This window comes from Luteibacter sp., from assembly GCF_036500425.1.
Lineage (GTDB): Bacteria > Pseudomonadota > Gammaproteobacteria > Xanthomonadales > Rhodanobacteraceae > Luteibacter.
This window is the reverse complement of sequence record NZ_DASYCB010000033.1, coordinates 1-20,282: the sequence shown is the minus strand read 5'-3', so window position 1 is coordinate 20,282 and position 20,282 is coordinate 1. Positions and strand designations below refer to the sequence as shown.

The following is a 20,282-nucleotide window of genomic DNA, read 5'->3' as shown; positions in this document are numbered from 1 at the left end:
TCAGGCCGATAGGGTCCATGTATAACATTTGCATCCCCAAGTAACTGTCCCGAGCGCGGCATCCGCCGACAGCCCGTGCGGGGACACCGACGCCGGAGGCCCCCATGATCCGCCTCGTCACGACCGACTTTTCCGAACTCCACGAGGATACCGCCGCAGGCGAAGCCCTCGTCATGTTCGTCGCCTGTGCCCATTCCATGCTCGATCCCACTACGCCAGAAGAGCAGCGGCGCCGCCTGGAGCCTCGTCTCCTGGCCCAGTTGCCGACTCTGAGAGCGCTCGGCGTGTTCGAACTTTTCGATGTCCGCAACCCGGCCCTGGCCGCGCTGTTGGCCGACGAGGAGTAGCACCGCCGCCGCAGAAATATGTGCCACCGGTATATTTGCCTTGACAACTAAACGTGAGGCAATAGAATGCACGGCTATGAATACCAACCTGTGCGCTTCCCCTGACGGCCGTGACAGCCTCGGCGCCCTCATCGGCATGGTCCGCGGCGAAATCGTCCGGGCCATCGAGGCCGACCTGGCTGCGCTGGGCGCCGACCTGAAGTTCACCCAATTCCACGTGCTTAAGCGCCTCGCCAACCTCGGCCCGATGACGGCCACCGAGCTCGCGCGTGCCGTGGACCTGGATGGCGGTGCCATGACCCGCCAGCTGGATCAGCTGGAAGCGAAGGGCTACCTGCGCCGCCAGCCGCATGAGCAGGACCGCCGCGCGTTGCGCATTGAACTCACCGAGGCGGGCCTCGCACTTTGGCGTCACCTGCACGAGAGCAATGTCGCCACGCTCGAGCGTGCACAGAAGGATCTGTCGGCCGAAGAGCGCAGCCAGCTCCTGGACTACCTGCAGCGCGTGCTGTGCGTGCTGCGCGACAAGAACTGATCTAAGAAAACCTGAGGCAAAACGCATGCGTCTGCACACACTCGTGGCGGCCATCGGTGCCGCCTTCGTTCTTTCCGGCTGTGTCACCAGCCGTGGATTGGAACCGCAGGGCCACCTGACCGACCCGGCCACCCTCCACGCCGAGCAGAGCCTCGGCCGCGGCGAAGCCAGCCCATCGGCCTGGCCGGCCGCTGACTGGTGGACGGGGCTGGGCGATGCCCGGCTCACCGCGTTGATCGACGAAGCGCTGAAGGACAGCCCGAACCTTGCTGTCGCCGATGCCCGCGTGCGCCAGGCGCAGGCCCAGGCCGGCAGCGCCGATGCGGCACGCGATCCCACCTTCAACGTGGGCGGTGGCGCGGCCGGTGCGCACCTGCCGGCTGGCCTGGTGGGCAACGATCTCGGCCACTTCAGCTGGACGAAGTACGGCTACGGCAACTTCAACTGGGATCTCGACCTGTGGGGCGGCAAGCGCGACGCGTTTGAAGCCGCGGTCGGTTCGCAGCGTGCGGCTGAGGTGGATGCGCGCGCCGCGCGCATCGAAATCTCGACCAATGTGGCCCGCGCCTACGTGCAGCTTGGTTATGCCTTCGACCAGATGGACGTGGCAAAGGCCGAGCTCGACCGCAGCCGCTCTTCGCGTGATCTCACCAAGCAGCGTGTCGCCGCCGGCGTCGATAACCAGATTCAGGTGAAGCAGACGGATAGCGAAGTCGCTTCGGCAGAGCGCGAAATGGCGGTGGCCCAGCGTGCGATCGATACGGCGCGCACCCAGCTCGCCATGCTGCTCGGCAAGGGCCCGGATCGTGGCCTCGCCATCGAGCGTCCGACCACGCTGACGCCTTCGGCCGTTGCCGTCCCGGCTAACGTGCCGGCCGACCTGCTCGGCCACCGCGCCGACCTGGTTGCGGCGCGCTGGCGCGTCGAAGCCGCCTCGAAGGACATCGATTCGGCGAAGAAGGAATTCTTGCCTAACGTGACGCTCGGCGTGCTCGCCGCGCAGGTCGCGGGCGGTTCGAGCAACCTGTTCTCCTCGGCCGCGCGGTTCTGGCAGGTGCTGCCGGCGGTGAGCCTGCCGATCTACGACGGCGGCCGCCGCCGCGCGAACCTCGCCGGCAAGGATGCGGAATACGACCTGGCCGTGGCGCAGTACAACCAGACCCTGGTGGGCGCGGTGAACGAAGTGGCCGACGACCTCGCGGGCCTGGATGCGCTGAATGCGCAGTTGCAGGCGCAGCAGCGCGCGCACGATGCCGCGCAGCAGGCGTACGACCTCTCGCAACAACGTTACAAGGCGGGGGTCGGCAGCTTCCTCGATTCACTGGTGGTGCGCCAGCAACTGCTCGAGGCCGAACAGCGCCTCGTTTCGTTGCGCGCCGAGCAGGTCGATACCTCGGTGCAGCTTATCCAGGCGCTGGGTGGCGGATTCCGCCCTGAAGCTGGCGACGCGCCCGTCGCCGCACGCTAAGAACACACACACTTTCCAAGGCACACACCATGTCACAAGAAACGATCGCCCCGACCGGCACCACCGTGGCGCCACCACCGAAGAGCCGTCGTGGCCTGCTCCTGAAGCTGCTCGTCCTCGTCATCATCCTGGCCGCTATTGCGTGGACGGTGTGGTACTTCGTGGATGGCCGCTGGTACGAAGACACCGATGACGCGTACGTCAACGGCAACGTCGTGCAGATCACTCCGCAGATCGCCGGCACGGTTACCTCGATCGGCGCCGACGACGGCGACCTCGTCCACCAGGGCGACGTGTTGGTGAAGCTCGACCCGAGCGATGCCGAAGTCGCGCTGGAAAGCGCCCGTGCTAACCTGGCCAACACCGTGCGCCGCGTGCGTGGCTTGTACAACAACGTGACCTCGGCGCAGGCCGATGTCGCGGTACGCCAGACCGCGGTGGACCGCGCCCGCGCCGACTTCAACCGCCGCCGCGATCTCGCTAAGACGGGTGCGATCTCGGCCGAGGAACTGTCGCATGCGCAGGACACGCTGATCTCGGCCGAAAGCGCGCTGTCATCGTCGAAGCAGTCGTACAGCAGCAGCAAGGTGCTGGTCGACGACACCGTCGTCGCTTCGCACCCGGATGTGCGCGCCGCCGCAGCGAAACTGCGCTCGGCCTACCTCGACTTCGTGCGCTCCACCCTGGTCGCGCCGACCGACGGCTATGTCGCCAAGCGCAGCGTGCAGGTCGGCCAGCGCGTGCAGCCGGGTGCCGCCCTGATGGCCGTGGTGCCGCTGCATGAAGTGTGGATCGATGCGAACTTCAAGGAAACCCAGCTGACCCATATGCGCATCGGCCAGCCGGTAGACGTGACCGCCGACGTATACGGTAGCGGCACGGTCTACAAGGCGAAGATCCGCAGCCTCGGCGTGGGCAGTGGCAGCGCGTTCTCGATCCTCCCGGCGCAGAACGCCACGGGTAACTGGATCAAGATCGTCCAGCGCGTGCCCGTCCGCGTGGTCTTCACCGAGCCGAATCAGCTCGATGCGAAGCCGCTGCGCCTGGGCCTGTCGACCAAGGTGACGGTCTCGCTGCATGACCAGAACGGCCCGCTGCTTGCGCAGCAGGCACCGACCAAGCCGGAATTCTCGACCACCGTGTATGACAAGCAATTGAGCGATGCCGATCAGGATATCGCCCAGGTCATCCACGAGAACGCGGCGGCCGGCGATGGCGCCGAGCAGCAGAAGGCACCGAAGTAAGGAGCCCGCTCGATGAGCACCTCATTCCGGCCACCTAGCCTGGCCTTGTCCACGGTCGGCCTCTCGCTCGCCACGTTCATGCAGGTGCTTGATACCACCATCGCGAACGTGTCGTTGCCGACGATCGCGGGCAACCTCGGCGTCAGCTCGAACCAGAGTACGTGGGTGATCACCTCGTTCGCGGTAAGCAACGCCATCGCGCTGCCGCTTACCGGCTTCCTCACCCGCCGCTTTGGCGAGACCAAACTGTTCGTCTGGGCCACGCTGCTGTTCTCGCTTGCCTCGTTCCTGTGCGGTACCGCGCAGAGCATGAGCATGCTCATCCTGTTCCGCGCCATCCAGGGTGCGGTCGCAGGGCCGATGTATCCGATCACGCAGTCGCTGTTGATCTCGATCTATCCACCCGCGAAACGTGGCATGGCGCTGGCGTTGCTGGCGATGGTGACCGTGGTCGCGCCCATCGCCGGCCCGATCCTCGGTGGCTGGATTACCGATAACTACACCTGGCCGTGGATCTTCTTCATCAACGTGCCGATCGGCATCTTCGCTTCCATGGTGGTGGCGAACCAGCTGAAGGGGCGTCCTGAGGTCACGGAGCGGCCCAAGGTCGATTACGTGGGCCTGATCACGCTGATCATTGGCGTGGGCGCGCTGCAGGTCGTACTCGACAAGGGCAATGACGAAGACTGGTTCAACTCGCCCTTCATCATCCTCACCGCGATCGTCGCGGTCATCGGCCTGGCCGTGTTCCTGATCTGGGAGCTCACCGACAAGGATCCGATCGTGAACCTGCGCCTGTTCCGGCACCGGAACTTCCGCATGGGCACGTTGTGCCTGGTGCTGGCCTACGCGGCGTTCTTCGCCATCGGCTTGCTGGTTCCGCAGTGGTTGCAACGCAACGTGGGTTACACCTCAACGTGGGCGGGCTTCGCCTCGGCACCGTTGGGCATCCTGCCGGTGATCCTCACGCCGTTCGTGGGCCGGTATGCGCACAAGTTCGACTTGCGTGTGCTGGCATCCGGCGCGTTCATCGTCATGGGTGCGACCTGCTTCCTGCGTTCGGACTTTTATCTGGAGGTGGATTTCTTCCATGTGGCGATGGTGCAGCTGATCCAGGGCCTGGGTGTCGCATTGTTCTTCATGCCGGTGCTATCGATCCTGCTCTCGGACCTGCAACCGAACGAAATCGCGGCGGGCTCCGGTCTGGCGACCTTCCTGCGTACGCTGGGCGGTAGCTTCGCGGCTTCGCTCACCACGTTCCTGTGGGATCACCGTGCGATCGTCCACCACGAACGCCTTGCCGAAAACATCACGCCGTACAACCAGACCGCACAGGCGACACTGAACCAGATCGGCCATGGCGACAGTACGTACGCGGCGGCCTCGGTGAACCAGCTGATCACGCAGCAGGCTTACCAGATCTCGTTCAACGAAGTGTTCTACCTGCTGGGCTTCGTGTTCATGGCGCTGATCTTCGTGGTGTGGCTGGCCAAGCCGCCGTTTGCGGCCAAGGCGGGGCCGGCGGCTTCGGGGCATTGATGTTGCCGCGTCGTCGCCCTGTCGGCTGATCGCGCGCAAGCGCGCTCCTACACGAGCTTGCGCAGGTCTTGTGTAGGAGCGCGCTTGCACGCGATCCACGCCGCGACAACATCACAAACAAAAAAGCCCGGCATGAAAATGCCGGGCTTTCTCGTGTTAGCGCCTACGAATTTTCGTAGTTTCTTGCATCAAATATCGAAGCCCAAACCCACCAGCGCCATCGTCTCGCCACGGTTCGGCTCCTTGAAGCTGCCGTTCGAGATGTGGCGGACCTGGAAGCTGAAGTTCTTCCACTGCCAGCCCAGCGTGCTGACGAACTCGTAAGGAGAGGACAGGGCCTGGGTGCGGCCGCCGACGGTACCGGCCAGCTGGAAGCTGAAGAAGAACGGGTGGTACCAGTCGCCATCCACGCCGTAATGCAGGCGGGCACCGGCGGCGCCGATCCACACGTTGTTGTTCACGCCGGGGTGGGAATCGGCGTAGCGGCCCACGTTGCGGCCGTTGATGTAGCCGATCGAGACATCCGGCGACCAGGTGAAGCGGCTGGCGCCGATCTGGTAGGCGTTAAAGACGGACTCGATGAAGAACGCATCCGTGGGGTGGCTGTCCATGTAGCTGCGGCCACCCTGGACTTCGATGTGAGTCTCGGCGGTGGCAGGGAGAGCTGCGACGGAAAGGGAGAGGGCGGCGATGACGCCAAGGGCTACGCGGGACGAGCGCATCGGGGAACTGGTCCTTATGGTGGGACGTTTGTGTGCGGATCGGGATCGAGACGTGCGAAGCTAATTTCAAAACTCAATCGTTCGGTAAATGGTGTTGAACAGGCGTGAAAAAAGGGGGTAGGCAAAGCATATTTCTGCCGATAAAGCGCAGGATTGCAGCGACGTGTCTCAACGGTGTCATCTCAAGCGCAGGTCGGCCTGGCCGATAAAGCTCATGGGTTTCGCCGGGGCGGAACCATCAAACAGCTAGCCGGGGCAATACGGACGTGACAGGGGCGGTGGATAAAGGATCGACCAAGCTGCGCGCGCGCCGGATCCGGCTGGCGCTGTGGCTGGCCGCCGCGGCCCTTTCCGTGGGGGTGGTCGCCATCGTGGCCCGCCTGCAGCTTGACGCCTACCAACGCATGATCGGGTCCAGCCGCCGACAGATCGCCGGGGCCGCGTCCGGCGTGATCCGTGCGCTGGACCAGGACATCGATTCCAGTCTTGGGCCCTTGCTGGCCCTGCGCAACGGCGTGACCAGCGCGGACCCAGGTCCGCTCGATACCGCGCTAGGCGAAGTCCAGGCACGGCATCCCGAACTGGCGAACCTGGTGGCGTTGAACGACGCCGGCGATGTCATCGGCTATTCCCGGCCGCCGCGTCCCGCCGATTGGCGCCCCACGCTCGATGCGCCACGCCACGCGGCCCTGGGCGCCAGTGTGCGGGTGAGCGTCTCAGCGGCTCATCAGGGCGTTGGCCCGACCGTGCGCGTGCTTGTGGATTCGCGTGTCGCCGAGCCGGCCGCGTTCGGCGCGCGGATCGATGGCGAGCGCGCCAGCGAGATGTTGCGTCATTCCATGCTCAGCTCCACGGCGGTGCTCAGCGTGTTCTCTACCGATGGGCAATTTTTTGCGAGCAACCGTGATGCCACCGACCAGCGCTGGACGATGCGTGGCATGGCTCCGGGGGCAAGCGGCGCTTACGATGAAGGTGACTACACCTATGCGTGGTCGGCGTCGGTTACCTATCCGCTGCTCGTGCGAATCGGCGTGGATCGAACCGCCATCCGTGCGGAGTGGCTCCGCCAGGCGCAAGCCACCGTGCTCGCGACGCTGGTGCTCCTGCTGATACTCAATGGCCTGGCCGCGTGGCTGGGGCGCGCGTATCGCAACCAGGGCACCCTGCTTGAAGCCCTGACCCGCAGCGCACGCCATCTGGGCGATGTGCAGCGCAGCGGCCACATTGGCCTGTGGGAAGCCGACCTGCGCTCGCGCAGCATCCTGTGGTCGGGTCACGTCCACGAGATTACCGGGCTCCCGCTCGAACGCATGGGTGGGCGTCTCGGTACGTACTACAAGCTGGTACACCCGGATGACCAGATCGCTGTCGTGGCGTGGCTCGATCGTTTCACCGACGGCGATGGTCCTTACGAGATCGAGCACCGGCTATGCCGCCCGGATGGCAGCGAAGTGCGGGTGAACCTGCGCGCCGCGCGGATCACCAACGAAGCCGGCGCGACGGTTCTTGCCGGTACGATCAGCGAGATTACCGCGTTGCACGAGACCCGGCAGCGCCTACGCGAATCCGATCGTGACCTGGCCGCCAGTGAAGCCGCCTACCGGAAGCTGCTTGCGCGCTTGCCGCTGCCCTTGCTGGTGGTACGCGACGACGTGATCGACTTTGCCAACCCGCTAGCCGAAGAGCGGCTCGGCATGGTGGGGCAGGGCCTCACCGGGCGCAGCGCGGCCCAGGTCATGGATAGCGACGCGCTGGCGGCGATTCGCGCGGGCAGCGCGGAAAATGCCGGTGTTACCGCCTGGCTGGAGCCCATGCGGGGCATGCCCTTCGAGGCCGAGCTCGCGCTAGCCGACTATAAAGATTCACGCGGTCGCGGCACGCTGGTGATCGTGCGGGACGTGACCGAGCAACGCCGCTACGAAGAGCGCCTGAACCACCAGGCCACCCACGACGAACTGACTGGCCTGCCGAACCGCCGCGCGTTGCGCGAGCAACTCGATGGCATGGTGCAAGAGTGCATCCGCGATGACAGTGGCCTGATGGTGTTGTTCATCGACCTGGACCACTTCAAGTTCATCAACGACGCGCTGGGTCACGCGCTGGGCGACCAGGTGTTGCGCGATGTCACATTGAAGCTCGGCGATGTGCTTGACGGCCTCGGCCACGTCGGCCGCTTCGGTGGCGATGAGTTCGTGGCGATGCTGCCGTTCAATGGACCACCCGCAAAGGCGCTCGATGTGCTGCCGCGGATTCAGCGCGCGATCGAAGAACCGCTGGAAGTCGGGGGCACCGTGCAGCGGCTGAAATGCAGCATCGGCGTGGCCTTTGCGACGCGTGACGGTGCCGACGCGGATACGCTGATCCGCAACGCCGATACCGCGATGTACGATGCCAAGCGTTCGGGCCGGCATACATGGAAGCGCTACTCCGCCGACATGCACGCCACGGCCATGGCGCGGCTCACCGTCATCAGCCGCCTCGCGCCGGCCAGCCTGGACCAGGAGTTGGCCCTGGCCTGGCAGACCCAGCACGATAGCCTCACCGGCAAGGCCATAGGCGTGGAAGCCCTGCTGCGCTGGCCGACCGCGCCAGGCGACCTGGCATGGCCTGACCAGCTCATTCCACTGCTCGAAGAAACCGGCGCGATCGTGTCGATCGGCCAGTGGGTGTTGCGCGAAGCCTGCCGCCAGCAGCGCCGTGTGGTCGAGGCGCTGGGTGACGGCTGCCGTATCGCGGTGAACATTTCCGCCCAGCAGCTCGCCCACGCGGACCTCGTCGCCGAAGTGCGGCAGGCCTTGCGCGAAACGGGCGCAAGCGCGTCCGCACTGGAACTCGAGTTGACCGAGAGCGCGTTCATGAACGAGCCGGAGCGCGCCATTCGCACGCTGCACGAGCTGCGCGCGATGGGCGTGAGCATCGCGCTGGATGACTTCGGTACCGGCTACTCGAACCTCACCTACCTGTCGCGCCTGCCACTCGACAAGATGAAGGTGGACCGGCACTTCACCACCACGCTGCTCGAGGACACGGCGGATGCCTCGATCTGTCGCTCCATTATCTTCCTGGCCCGCAGCCTGAACCTGCAGGTGGTCGCCGAGGGCGTCGAGACCCAGAGCCAGCGCGAATGGTTGGAGCGCGAAGGTTGCATCGCCATGCAGGGCTTCCTGTTCTCGCGGCCCGTCCCGCTGGCCGAGCTGCGCCGGGAACCCGCGCTCATTCGCTGAACAATCCGTTCGCCCGGCGGTGATTTATCCGCGGGGCCGCGATGCCTACATTGGGTGGTATCCCCACCCATCCAGGCCCACCGTCATGCAACGCGCACCCGCCCTCTTCGTCTCGCACGGCGCTCCGACTTTCGCGCTGGACCCCGGCCTGCTTGGCAGCCAGCTCACGGCGCTGGGCGAACGGCTGGCCAGCGCCACGGCGATCGTCGTGGTCTCGCCCCATTGGCAGACCTGCGGCGTGCGCGTCATGGGCGCGCCCCGGCCGACCACCATCCATGACTTTGGCGGCTTCGCGCCGGAGCTCTATAGCTTGAGCTACCCGGCGCCAGGCCAGCCGGCGCTTGCCGCCGAAACCGCGGGGCTGCTGATCGAACATGGCTTCACCGCCCTGGTCGATGGCGAGCGCGGGCTCGACCATGGCGCGTGGGTGCCTTTGCGCTACCTGCGCCCGAACGCCGACACGCCGGTGCTGCAGGTGTCCATGCCGCACAACCTCGATGTCGATGCCGCGCTACGCCTGGGCCGGGCGCTGGCCCCGTTGCGCGACCGTGGCGTGGCCGTGGTGGGCTCGGGCAGTCTCACCCATAACCTGCGCGAGGCGCGGGTAACCCGAGATGCCGAGGACTACGCCAGGGCCTTCGCGGCATGGGCGCGCACGGCCGTGCTGGCCGGTGACACCGAGGCCTTGCGTGACTACCGCAACCACGCCCCCTCGGCCTTGCGTGCCCACCCTACGGACGAGCATTACCTTCCCTTGCTGGTGGCGGCCGCCGCAGCAGGGGACGACAAGCCGTTGGCTATCGACGGCGGGGTAACCTATGGCGTGCTGTCGATGGATTGCTATGCCTGGGGTATCCACTAAGCAGGCCGGGTTTTACCCGGGCACTATTGACGAATAGTTTTTACCGGGTAATATTTGACGGGTCCCGCTGAGAGGAAGACCCCATGCCTGTGAATTACACCGCATTCGACGCGACCCATCGCGTAGCCACGGGCTCGCTGGCCATGGTGGCCGAGCGCTGCAAGGCGCTCCTGGATGGCGAGCCCAACGCGAGCCCGATCATCTACGACGACAGCACGGGTCGCCCGGTGGATGTGGATTACCGCGGCACCACCCATGACGTGCTGGCGCGTTTGCCCGCGACCGACGCATCGCCGGCGCGGCGTGGTCCCGGGCGGCCGAAGCTAGGCGTCGTGGCTCGCGAAGTGACCTTGCTGCCGCGGCACTGGGAGTGGCTTGCCACCCAGCCCGGCGGCGCGTCGGTCGCACTACGACGCCTGGTGGAAAACGCCAGCCGCGACAACGCCGATGCCGACCGCGCCCGCGAGGCCAGCGAGGTCGTGGACCGGGTCATGCTGGCGCTGGCGGGCAACCTTGCCGGCTATGAGGAAGCCTCGCGCGCGTTTCACCGGCGTGAAGCAGAACGCTTCCATACGCTGACCCAGGCGTGGCCGGAGGACATCCGTGATTACGTGCGTGGGTTGGCTGCGGCGGTGTTTTAGCGATCACGTCACGGTCAATCAGGCAAGACGCGCTTTACGCAGCTTCAACCAAACCTTGTAACGGCGCTTGAGCTTGCGGCGCGCCTTGCGTTCCTTGCGATCGTGGTTCCACAGGTAGATCGCCGGGGTGCTCAGCAGCGTGAGCAGCTGTGACACCAGCAAGCCGCCGACGATCGCGATACCCAGCGGACGGCGCATCTCCGAGCCCACGCCGAAGCCGATAGCCAGCGGCAGCGCTGCACCCATCGCGACCAGCGTTGTCATCGTGATCGGGCGGAAACGTACCAGCGCCGCCTGGCGGATCGCCTCCACCGGTGACATGCCCTTCTCGCGTTGCGCCGTGAGCGCGAAATCCACCATGAGGATCGCGTTCTTCTTCACGATGCCGATCAGCAGCAGCACCGCGATGATCGCCATCAACGTGAGCTGGGTTTGCGTGACGAGCATGGCCAGGAACGCACCCGCACCGGCGGCCGGCAACGTCGAAAGAATCGTGAGCGGGTGGCCCAGGCTCTCGTAAAGGATGCCCAGCACGATGTAGACCGCGAGGATCGCGCCGATCAGCAACACCATGCCGTTCGACTGCGCATCTTTCAGACGCTGGTTGGCGCCGGTGAAATCCATCCGCACGCCTTCCGGGAGGTTCAGCCTTGCCACGGCCTGCTCGACCAGTGTGTTGCCCTTGTCCGGAGTGATCTTTGGCGCGAGGTTGTAGGTGACATCGGCCGATTCCAGCTGGTTCTGGTGAGTTACGGCGCTGGGTGTACTGATCGGTGCGATATGCGCCACAGCCGATAACGGCACCATGTTGCCGACGCTGTTCTTCACATAGGTGTTAAGCAGAGCCTCCGGCGACAGCGACTGCGCAGCCGCGGAGGTAAGCACCACCCAGTACTGGTTAATGTCCGAATAGATGATCGACACCTGGCGCTGGCCGAACGCGTTGTACAGCGCGGTATCGACCATGCCCATGCCAATCTGCAGGCGGCTGGCCGCGTCGCGATCGACCTTGAGCATCTGTTGTTTGCCGACCGTATCGAAATCGCTGCCGACGTCGCGGAATTCCTTCATCCCGCGCATGATCTGCACGAGCTTCAGCGTCCACGGTTCGAGGCTTTCGCCGCCGGTACTGATCAGCTGGAACGAATACTGGCCGCGGTTGCTGTTGCCGCCACCGCCACCGAGGAACTGCACCGGGTTGAGGAACACCTGGACATCGGAGATCTTTTCGTACTCCTTGCCCATCCGGTCCATGATTTCCTTGATCGACTCCTTGCGCTCGCCGGGGCCGCTGCCCTTGGGCTTCAGGTCGATGAACATGATGCCGTTGCTGCCCACCGCACCGCCGTTATCGCCGCCCAGGATCGCGCTGACATCCGCCACGGCCGGATCCTTCTGCATGATCTCCGCGACATGCCTCAGGCGCCGGGTCATCTCATCCGGCGAGATGTTCGCGTCCGCATTGATCTCGGCCTGCATCATGCCGGTGTCTTCATCCGGCATGAAGTTGCCACCCGCCGTCTTCACCACGGCCATGGCGAGCAGGAACGTCGCGATCAGCAGGGTCAAAGGCTGCCAGCGCATGATCCGGCGGTGGCGCATCGCCCAGTCGAGCCCGCGCTCGTACATGCGCAAGAAGCCCCGGTCGAAACGCTCCATGGCCTTCTCGAGGCGCCCCGGCACGCGGTCGGGCTCGTCGTGCTTGAGGTAGCGCGCACACAATGCGGGCGTGAGCGTCAGTGAGACGATGGCGGAAATCAGCACCGCCGCGGCCAGGGTCACCGAGAACTCGCGCAGCAGCTTGGTGATCATATTGTTGCCGAACAATAACGGCGCGAACACGGCCACCAGCGAGATGGTGATGGAGATGACGGTAAAGCCGATCTCGCGTACGCCCTCGAGCGACGCCGGCATGGGCTCCGTGCCGCTCTCCATATGGCGGACGATGTTCTCGATCACCACGATCGCATCGTCCACGACGAAGCCGATACACAGCACCAGCGCCATTAGCGACATGGTGTTCAGCGTGTAGCCCAGGGTCCACATCACGACAAACGCGCCAGCCAGCGACAGCGGTACGCTCAGCGTCGCGATCAGCGTGGGGCCGAGCCTGCGCAGGAACACCAGCATGACCAGGCAGACCATCACGATGGAAATCATCAGGGCGACCTTCACCTCGTGAAGGGCGGACTGCGTGGTCTGGGTGAGATCAAAGATGGGCGTGACGACGGCATCGGCCGGCAGCATGGCGCGGAAGCGCGGCAGGGCTGCGCGGATCGCGTTGGCGGTTTCGATCGAGTTGGCTTCGGGACGCTTGCTGATCTGCATGGTCACCGAGCGTTCGCCCTGGAACCACGCCTTCTGGAAGATATCCTGCTGGCCACTCGTCACCGTGGCGATATCCGACAGGCGCACGGGCACGCCGTTGCGCATCGCGATCAGGATCCGCGCGAACTGGTCGGCATCGCGCAGGCCGTCGTTGGCAATGACGGTCATCTGCGAATGGCCATCGGAAAGCAGGCCCTGCGGGGAATTGACGTTAGCCGCCTGCAACGCGTTGGAGACGTCGTTCGCGGTCAGGCCCTTCGAGGCCAGCGCATTGGTATCCAGCTCGACGCGCACCGCGTGCGGCGTGCCACCAAACACCTGCACGCGGGCGACGCCGTTGATCTGCGAGACCGTGGGCCGGATCAACGTATCGACGACATCAAAGAGTTTGTCCGCCGGCATCGTCTTCGAGGTAAACGAGACGAGCAACACGGGGATCTGCCCCGTATCGAACTTGAAGTACTGCGGGGGGGTCGGCATGCCCGGGGGGAGATCGGCGACCGAGGCATTGATCGCCGCCTGCACATCGCGCGCGGCGGCATCGGTCGAACGGTCCATCGTGAAGCGGATGCGCACAAAGCCCGCGCCTTCCGTGCTGTTCGAGTACATCTGGTCCACGCCGGGGATTTGCCCCAGGTGGCGCTCCAGCGGCGCGATGATGGTGTTGGCCATCGTCTGCGCGTTGGCACCCGGCATCTGTGCCTGGATGAAGACCGCCGGCACTTCGATCGAGGGCAGCGCGGCGACGCCGAGCAGCATGTAAGCCAGTGCGCCGGCCAGCGTGAGTCCCGCCGCGAGCAGCGACGTTCCCCTGGGTCGACGGATGAAAGGAGCAAAGAAATTCACGACACATCCTGTGACAGCGGGACGCCCCGCGCCGCGCACTTTATGCCGTCAACCCCTCTCGTGTCGCCTGTGCCACCCGTCAGCCCCCTGCCGAAAGGCACGGGAATCCTGTTTAAACAGGTATTCCACCACGACCTGTGGGGGCGCGCTTGCGGCAACCCCACCAGTAGGAGTGCGCTTGCGCGCGATGGGTGCTCGCGGCAACGTCCATCGCGCGCAAGCGCGCTCCTACTGGTGCGTCAGGGGTTACCGAGCCGGAGCGAAGCGTACGGTCATGTAGTACGTGCGGCCGAGCTGGTTGTAGTACGCCGCCGTCTCGTAGTGCTTGTCGGCGAGGTTGGCCACGCGGCCCTGCAGGCTCCACGCGCTATCCAGGTGCCAGGTGGCGCGCAGGTCGGCCGTGGCATAGCCGCCGAGGCGGGTGGTGTTGGCCGCGTCGTCGTAGCTGTAGCCCGCGGCGTACACGGAACCACCCAGGGTGAACGCGCCGAGGTCCTTGTCGAGGTCCACACGGCCGGTGCGGCGCGGGCGGCGCGCCAGCAGGTTGTCGTCGTTCGGGCCGCTATCGCGGTTCAGCGGCTGCTGCAGGGTGGCGTAGGCACGCACGTGCCAGCCATCCACGTCGGCACCCAGCTGGCCCTCGAGGCCGCGCAGGCGCGCTTCGCTGACATTGATCGGCAGGAAGTTGGCGTCGAAGCCGATCAGGTCGTCGACCTTGGTCTGGTAGGCGTTCACCGCCCAGGTCCAGATACCCGGGGCGCCGCTCAGGCCAATCTCGGCGGTGCGCGACTTCTCGGGCTTCAGCGCGACCGGCGCGCCATACGGGTAGTACTCGTCATTGAAGGTCGGCGCGTGGAACGCCGTGCCGTACGACGCGGTGATCCGCATACCGTTGTCGAAGCGGAAGCCGTACGCCGCCGAGCCCGTGTTGTGGTTGCCGAACTGGGTGTTGTGGTCGTGGCGCGCCGAGAGCTGGATTTCATGGGGGCCGAAGATGCCCTGGTACAGGGCGAACACGCCCGTGTTGTTACGGGTCGTCTTCAGGTAATCCGTATCGCTGGCCAGCTTCTCCTGCTGGTAGTCGACACCGGCGCTAAGGGTCTGGCCCGGCGCCAGGGTGACATCGTTCTGCCAGGCCGCCTGGTTGCGCTTCGAGTACAGGTAGCCAACGCGTTCCTTGTCAGCGCCGAGATGCGGGTTGAAGTCGGCGTCGTACCAGGTCTTTTCCGAACCGTTGAGGTAGTTATCCGCGCGGTCCTGGTTCTGGCCCAGGCTCACCGACATGCGCCAGTCGGCCATGGCGTCGAAGCTCAGCTTGCCGCCGGCCACCTGCTGCGAGCGGCGGGTGAGGTTCTGGAAATCGCCGTCGTATTCGATCGTGCCCTTGCTGCGCAGCCAGCTGCCGGTGAGTTCGGTGCCATCGTCCCAGCGATACCCGCCCGAGAGCGCGCCGTTATAGGTGCGGTAGGCATCGTGGTCCGGCTCGTCGGTGAAGCAACCCTTGAATGCGGTGCCCGCGCCGATACGGCAGGCGTTGATGCCCGCGGTGTACTGGCCGCCCAGGCTGGCGTTGTACCAGCCGTGGGTGGTGCCACCGGACAGGCCGACCTGGCCGGCCGTGTAGCCATGGCTGCCACCGGTGACCGACACCGAAGGGGTCGGTGCTTCGCCGGCCTGGCCGTGGCGGGTGAAGATCTGGATGACACCGCCGATCGCATCCGAGCCGTACAGGGTCGAACGCGGCCCGCGCACCACTTCGATGTGGTCGATCTGCTCGACCGGGATCTGCTCGTAAGCCGGCAGGCCGGCACCGACGGTGCCCACGCGCACGCCATCGATCAGCACCAGGGTGTGCGACGAGTTCGTTCCGCGCATGAACATCGAGGTCTGCTGGCCGAGGCCACCGGTGTTCGCCATGACGACGCCGGGCAGGCCGGTGAGCAGGTCTTGCACGCTGGTCGGCTGAAGCCGCTCGATGTCATCGCGGGTGATGATGGTGACCGGGGCGAGCACCTCGTCCAGCGGGGTGGCCGCGCGGTTCGCGGTGACGACCACCGACGGTAGCGTCTCAGGGGCGTCGGCGGCGTGCGCCAGGGTGATCGTGGACAGCAGGGCCGTCGCGAGCAGGGTCTTTTTCATGTGTGGAGCGTCCTCGGCCGATCTACGGCGACTCTTAAAAAAGGACGGTCACGGGAGTAGCGAACGGCGCGCGGGCGGTAGGCCACGAGGCTGTCCGGATCCGCCCGCCGCGAATCGTCCGAAACAGGACCGCCCCGCAGTTTCCTGCGAGGGGGTTCTCGGGCCGGTCTCCGGACTTGCAGCACCCCACGAAGGGATCCACCGGCGCCTTCCCACCCGTGGGCAGTGGCGTTATACCGGACTGGACGGGGCTTGCGCCCTTGCGGCTTACCGTTGCGGGGGCAGTGCCGGCCTTGCCACGACGTGGCGCACCGGCTTCCCGTTTAATCCCCCTGGCACCAGACCAGGGCGGACACCCGAACCTCTTTAGTTTAGCCCGGAAGCTCGAGCCACGGCACGGAATAGCTACCGGAAGTTAACAAACACTTGACGATCGCAAAATAAATCGATTACAACCGAAACGACTGCCGCGTGCGCAATTTCCTGCGAGACGGGGGCGGTTTCTTTCCTTTTCTGCCGTGGGAGCGGCGGGCAAAGGGCTGAAACCGGGGCAGCGGTCACGGTGGGCTCGGTCCCGGTTGCTTCGCGGATCGGCCTGTTTGCTGTTTTTTCGGGGAGACACACAATGCAGCGTTCCACCCAGCGACACGGCGCCCTGCGCCGGTTGAGCCTCTGTGCCGCAGTTTCGCTAAGCCTCGCCAGTGGCGCGGCTTTCGCCCAGTCCAATGCCTCCGGCACCATTTTCGGCCGCGTCGCGCAGCCGGAAGGCGCCACGATCCACCTCCAGAATCTCGATACCGGTCTCGCCCGCGACGTGGGCGTCGATGCCGACGGCCGCTACCGTGCCAGCTCATTGCCGGTGGGCCGTTATAAGGTCAGCGTGGAGCGCGCCGGTAACGTTGCCGAAACGCGCGATAACGTCCAGGTCAGCCTGGGCGGCGTCGACGTCTCGTTCGCCGGTGCCGCCGCGGCCTCGACCGCCGATGCGCAGAACCTCGAAGGTGTGCAGGTGGTCGGCAATGCCCTGCCCGCCATCGACGTGTCGCAGGTCGACTCGCGTACCGTGCTCACCTCCGAGCAGCTGCAGAAGCTGCCGCTGGCACGTGATGTCACCGCCGCCGCCCTGCTCGCACCGGGCGTCATCGCCGGTGATAGCCGCTATGGCAATGTCGCCTCGTTCGGTGGTTCGTCCGCTTCGGAAAACCAGTACTACATCAACGGTTATGCCGTGACCAACGCGCTGACCGGCCTGGGCTTCACCAGCCTGCCTTATGACGCGATCGACCAGCAGCAGATCTTCACCGGCGGCTACGGCGCCGAGTACGGCCGCTCCACCGGTGGCGTGATCAACATCGTCACCAAGCGCGGCGGTAACGAGTGGAAGGGTGGCGTCGGCTTCTACATCCAGCCGTCGGGTGCGCGCCAGAATCCGCGCAACATCTACCGCCAGAACGGCACGCTGTACCAGACCCGCGAAAACAACAAGTCCACTGATACGCAGTACACCGGCTACATCAGCGGCCCGCTGATCAAGGACAAGCTGTTCCTGTACGCCGCAGGTGATTTCACCCGCTCGGATAGCCGCGCCACCAGCGTAGCGACCGCGCCGCAGAAGACCTACCAGGAGAACAAAGCCACCAAGTGGATGGCCAAGATCGACTGGAACATCAACGACAGCAACCTGCTCGAAGTCACGGGCCTGGGCGATAAGACCAACACCGAGCGCAGCGTCTACAAGTACGACTACGCGTCGGGTACGCGTGCCGGTTATATCGGCACGGACAACCTGAAGAACTTCGACGCGGGCCCGGGTTCGGCACCGGGCGGCGATGTGTATATCGGCAAGTACACCGGTTACATCACCGATGACCTGACCGTTACCGCGCTGTACGGCCACAGCAAGACCGTGCACGAGCGCGATCTCTCCTACGCTTCCAACCCCAACTGCCCGTGGATCACAGACAGCCGTTCGGTGTCGACGCCGATCACGGGTTGCGGCCTGGTCAATGGCACGGTGCTGGGCAAGGGTGCCAAGGACGAAACCCATGGCTACCGTTTCGACGTGGAATACCGCATTGGCGACCACGACCTGCGCGTCGGTGTCGATAACCAGACGCTGAAGTCGACCGCCGGCAACGTGTACGAGGGCGGCTACCGCTGGGTCTACCAGGATGCGGGTGAAGTCCCGAACCGTCCGGACATCGTGCCGCCGCCGGGCGACGATTACTTCGTCGAAAAGCGCCTGTTCCAGACCGGTGCCAGCGTCAAGACCGAGCAGGAAGCGCAGTACATCGAAGACCACTGGCAGGCGACCGATCGCTTCATGCTGTACCTCGGCCTGCGCAACGAGCAGTTCAAGAACATCAATGGCGATGGCGACACCTACGTGAAGCAACGCCACCAGCTGGCGCCGCGCATCGGTGCCACCTGGGACGTGTTCGGTGATTCCTCGTTCAAGGTGTACGCCAACGCGGGTCGTTACCACCTTGCCATCCCGTCCAACGTCGCCATTCGCGGCGCGTCGGCATCCACGTACTACAGCGAGTACTACTCGTACACCGGCGTCGGCCCGAACGGCGAGCCGACCGGCGTCACGCAGCTCGGCGGCCGTCGCTACCTCAACGGCGAAGACGGTACGCCGCTCGATCCGAAGACCGTGGCCGCGAAGGACATCAAGGCCTACTACCAGGATGAGTACATCCTCGGCTTCGACAAGGCGCTCGGCGAGAACTGGAGCTTCGGCGCCAAGGCCACGTACCGCAAGCTGAAGAGCTCGATCGACGACTTCTGCGATTCGCGTCCGTTCGAGGCCTATGCCGCCGCGCACAACATTGACATCAGCAATGCCTCGCTGCCGGGCTGCTACCTGTTCAACCCGGGTGAGTCGAACACGTTCCTGGTGGACACGGGCGGCGGTAACTACGTGCCGTTCAACATCACCAAGGATGATTTCACCTCGCCCGCCGGCGTGAAGTTCCCGGCCCTGAAGCGCAGCTACTACTCGCTGGACCTGTACCTCGAGCACCACTTCGCGGACGACTGGTACGGCCGCATCGATTACACGTTCTCGCGCAGCTACGGCAACTCGGAAGGCCAGCTGAAGTCGGATATCGGCCAGCTCGATCCGTCGGTCACCCAGGATTGGGATGCGCCGGAAATCATGCAGTACACCAATGGTCCGCTGCCGAACGACCGCACCCACCAGCTCAAGGCGTACGGTTACTGGCAGGTCTCGCCGGAGTTCCTCATCGGTGCGAACCTGGCCGTGGCCACGGGTCGTCCGAAGAACTGCATCGGCGTAGATCCGGTCGACGCGATCGACTACGGTGCCTCGTACTTCGAGTGTGGCCTGAAGCCGGCGCCGCGTGGCTCGCAGGGTCGCCTGCCGTACACCTGGAACCTGGACCTCAACGGCGAGTACCGCCCGATGTGGGGCGGCGAGAAGCAGCCGCTGGCGTTCACCGCCACGGTGTTCAACGTGACGGGCGCACAGCGCAAGGTTGCGCAGGTGGACGTGGGTGAAACCGGCGCCATCCGCAACGGCGTGCCGGTGCAGAGCATCAACTACCAGCGTGCCATCGCGTACCAGAGCCCGCGCTACCTGCGCCTGGGCGTGCGTTACGACTTCTCGCTCTAAAGGCGGGAACCAAGGGTGCCCGCGGACGATGTATCCGCGGGCACCACGCAAACTCCCCTGATCTGGCCGGCGCGGAGCGCCGGCCTTTTTTGTGGTTCTTCGCGCATTTCCAAGGTTGTCGGCTGCCTCGCGCGTCGTGATCGGTTCATTCGCTGGCGCGAATGCGTGTCTTCATCGGTCGGGCTCGCCTTCGGCTTCGCTTTGGGCGGGCTCGGCTTTGCCATCGCGTCGGCGCTCGGACGTGGTCGCCGGAGAGCCCTCGGTGCCCACCCTCGCTGCTCAGACAGGTCCTCAACGTTCGACAAGGATGCCCCTCCGGGGCCATGTACTTATTGGCCTACGGCCGCGAACCGGCAGCCGTGCGGGGGCTTTACGACGAGACGTCCCTGTCTCGTCGTAAAGGATTGGCCATCCATGGCCAATCCCCTGTGGGCCATTTCCCGCCCGTCCGCCTCGCCTGCGGAACTCGCCTCGAGGGTGGGCACCGAGAGCTCTCTTCAGCACTGAGGTAACCGGCTGGGCGAGCTCGCTTCGTGGGAGTCCACCCTATGGACGACAGCTTGCGCCTCGATGTTCAGGGTCTGGGGCGGCGTCACCGACAGGGTCAGCTCCCACGACGGCAGCATCTAACGGTGTCGCGAGCACCCATCGCGCGCAAGCGCGCTCCTACAGGAGCCCCATCCAGGTCACCGCAGATCTCGTGTAGGAGCGCGCTTGCGCGCGATCGCCAACGACGCGGTGACGCCGGCC

12 protein-coding genes and 1 riboswitch are annotated in these 20,282 nt (G+C 65.2%); of the genes, 9 read left to right on the top strand and 3 right to left on the bottom strand.

The features are described from left to right. Window positions 1-104 precede the first annotated feature (104 nt). From VGN46_RS08250 to VGN46_RS08230, 5 genes are all read left to right on the top strand, one after another. Entirely contained in the window at window positions 105-347 is a 243-nt protein-coding gene (locus VGN46_RS08250) for a hypothetical protein (RefSeq protein ID WP_331642591.1), read from the top strand. 76 nt (window positions 348-423) lie between these two features. After that, window positions 424-882, top strand: coding sequence for a MarR family transcriptional regulator (locus tag VGN46_RS08245; RefSeq protein ID WP_331642589.1), 459 nt, complete (start codon window positions 424-426; stop codon window positions 880-882). A 25-nt stretch (window positions 883-907) separates the two neighbouring features. Continuing rightward, window positions 908-2,350: an efflux transporter outer membrane subunit gene (locus tag VGN46_RS08240; RefSeq protein WP_331642587.1), complete on the top strand. Its 1,443-nt coding sequence runs from the start codon at window positions 908-910 to the stop codon at window positions 2,348-2,350. Between the two features lie 29 nt (window positions 2,351-2,379). After that, a complete protein-coding gene (locus VGN46_RS08235; RefSeq protein ID WP_331642585.1) occupies window positions 2,380-3,594 on the top strand; it encodes an efflux RND transporter periplasmic adaptor subunit in 1,215 nt (404 codons plus the stop codon). Window positions 3,595-3,606: 12 nt separating this feature from the next. Further along, on the top strand, window positions 3,607-5,133 hold the full coding sequence (locus VGN46_RS08230) for a DHA2 family efflux MFS transporter permease subunit (RefSeq protein ID WP_331642583.1): 1,527 nt from the start codon (window positions 3,607-3,609) through the stop codon (window positions 5,131-5,133). Between the two features lie 188 nt (window positions 5,134-5,321). On the opposite strand, the gene VGN46_RS08225 is transcribed toward VGN46_RS08230, so the two are convergent. Continuing rightward, entirely contained in the window at window positions 5,322-5,855 is a 534-nt protein-coding gene (locus VGN46_RS08225) for an acyloxyacyl hydrolase (protein WP_331642581.1), read from the bottom strand. 278 nt (window positions 5,856-6,133) lie between these two features. On the opposite strand from VGN46_RS08225, the gene VGN46_RS08220 reads away from it, so the two are divergent. The 3 genes from VGN46_RS08220 (at window position 6,134) to VGN46_RS08210 (ending at window position 10,582) form a co-directional block, all read left to right on the top strand. Then, entirely contained in the window at window positions 6,134-9,079 is a 2,946-nt protein-coding gene (locus tag VGN46_RS08220; RefSeq protein ID WP_331642579.1) for a putative bifunctional diguanylate cyclase/phosphodiesterase, read from the top strand. Between the two features lie 85 nt (window positions 9,080-9,164). Continuing rightward, window positions 9,165-9,941: a class III extradiol ring-cleavage dioxygenase gene (locus tag VGN46_RS08215; protein ID WP_331642577.1), complete on the top strand. Its 777-nt coding sequence runs from the start codon at window positions 9,165-9,167 to the stop codon at window positions 9,939-9,941. A gap of 83 nt (window positions 9,942-10,024) precedes the next feature. Then, complete coding sequence (locus tag VGN46_RS08210) at window positions 10,025-10,582, top strand: DUF2239 family protein (RefSeq protein WP_331642575.1); 558 nt, start codon at window positions 10,025-10,027, stop codon at window positions 10,580-10,582. A gap of 18 nt (window positions 10,583-10,600) precedes the next feature. On the opposite strand, the gene VGN46_RS08205 is transcribed toward VGN46_RS08210, so the two are convergent. Together VGN46_RS08205 and VGN46_RS08200 are read right to left on the bottom strand one after the other, a co-directional pair. After that, complete coding sequence (locus VGN46_RS08205; protein WP_331642573.1) at window positions 10,601-13,756, bottom strand: efflux RND transporter permease subunit; 3,156 nt, start codon at window positions 13,754-13,756, stop codon at window positions 10,601-10,603. A 246-nt stretch (window positions 13,757-14,002) separates the two neighbouring features. Then, window positions 14,003-15,895: a TonB-dependent receptor domain-containing protein gene (locus VGN46_RS08200; RefSeq protein WP_331642571.1), complete on the bottom strand. Its 1,893-nt coding sequence runs from the start codon at window positions 15,893-15,895 to the stop codon at window positions 14,003-14,005. 144 nt (window positions 15,896-16,039) lie between these two features. Next, window positions 16,040-16,270: riboswitch (cobalamin riboswitch) on the bottom strand. A 250-nt stretch (window positions 16,271-16,520) separates the two neighbouring features. Here VGN46_RS08200 and VGN46_RS08195 point away from each other — a divergent pair. Further along, window positions 16,521-19,532: a TonB-dependent receptor gene (locus VGN46_RS08195; protein WP_331642569.1), complete on the top strand. Its 3,012-nt coding sequence runs from the start codon at window positions 16,521-16,523 to the stop codon at window positions 19,530-19,532. Window positions 19,533-20,282 lie beyond the last annotated feature (750 nt).

Bases quoted from the DNA above. Each gene is read 5' to 3' on its own strand.
- VGN46_RS08245 (WP_331642589.1), top strand. From the start codon at position 424: ATGAATACCAACCTGTGCGCTTCCCCTGACGGCCGTGACAGCCTCGGC.
- VGN46_RS08235 (WP_331642585.1), top strand. From the start codon at position 2,380: ATGTCACAAGAAACGATCGCCCCGACCGGCACCACCGTGGCGCCACCA.
- VGN46_RS08195 (WP_331642569.1), top strand. From the start codon at position 16,521: ATGCAGCGTTCCACCCAGCGACACGGCGCCCTGCGCCGGTTGAGCCTC.
- VGN46_RS08240 (WP_331642587.1), top strand. From the start codon at position 908: ATGCGTCTGCACACACTCGTGGCGGCCATCGGTGCCGCCTTCGTTCTT.
- VGN46_RS08230 (WP_331642583.1), top strand. From the start codon at position 3,607: ATGAGCACCTCATTCCGGCCACCTAGCCTGGCCTTGTCCACGGTCGGC.
- VGN46_RS08215 (WP_331642577.1), top strand. From the start codon at position 9,165: ATGCAACGCGCACCCGCCCTCTTCGTCTCGCACGGCGCTCCGACTTTC.
- VGN46_RS08210 (WP_331642575.1), top strand. From the start codon at position 10,025: ATGCCTGTGAATTACACCGCATTCGACGCGACCCATCGCGTAGCCACG.
- VGN46_RS08250 (WP_331642591.1), top strand. From the start codon at position 105: ATGATCCGCCTCGTCACGACCGACTTTTCCGAACTCCACGAGGATACC.
- VGN46_RS08225 (WP_331642581.1), bottom strand. From the start codon at position 5,855: ATGCGCTCGTCCCGCGTAGCCCTTGGCGTCATCGCCGCCCTCTCCCTT.
- VGN46_RS08200 (WP_331642571.1), bottom strand. From the start codon at position 15,895: ATGAAAAAGACCCTGCTCGCGACGGCCCTGCTGTCCACGATCACCCTG.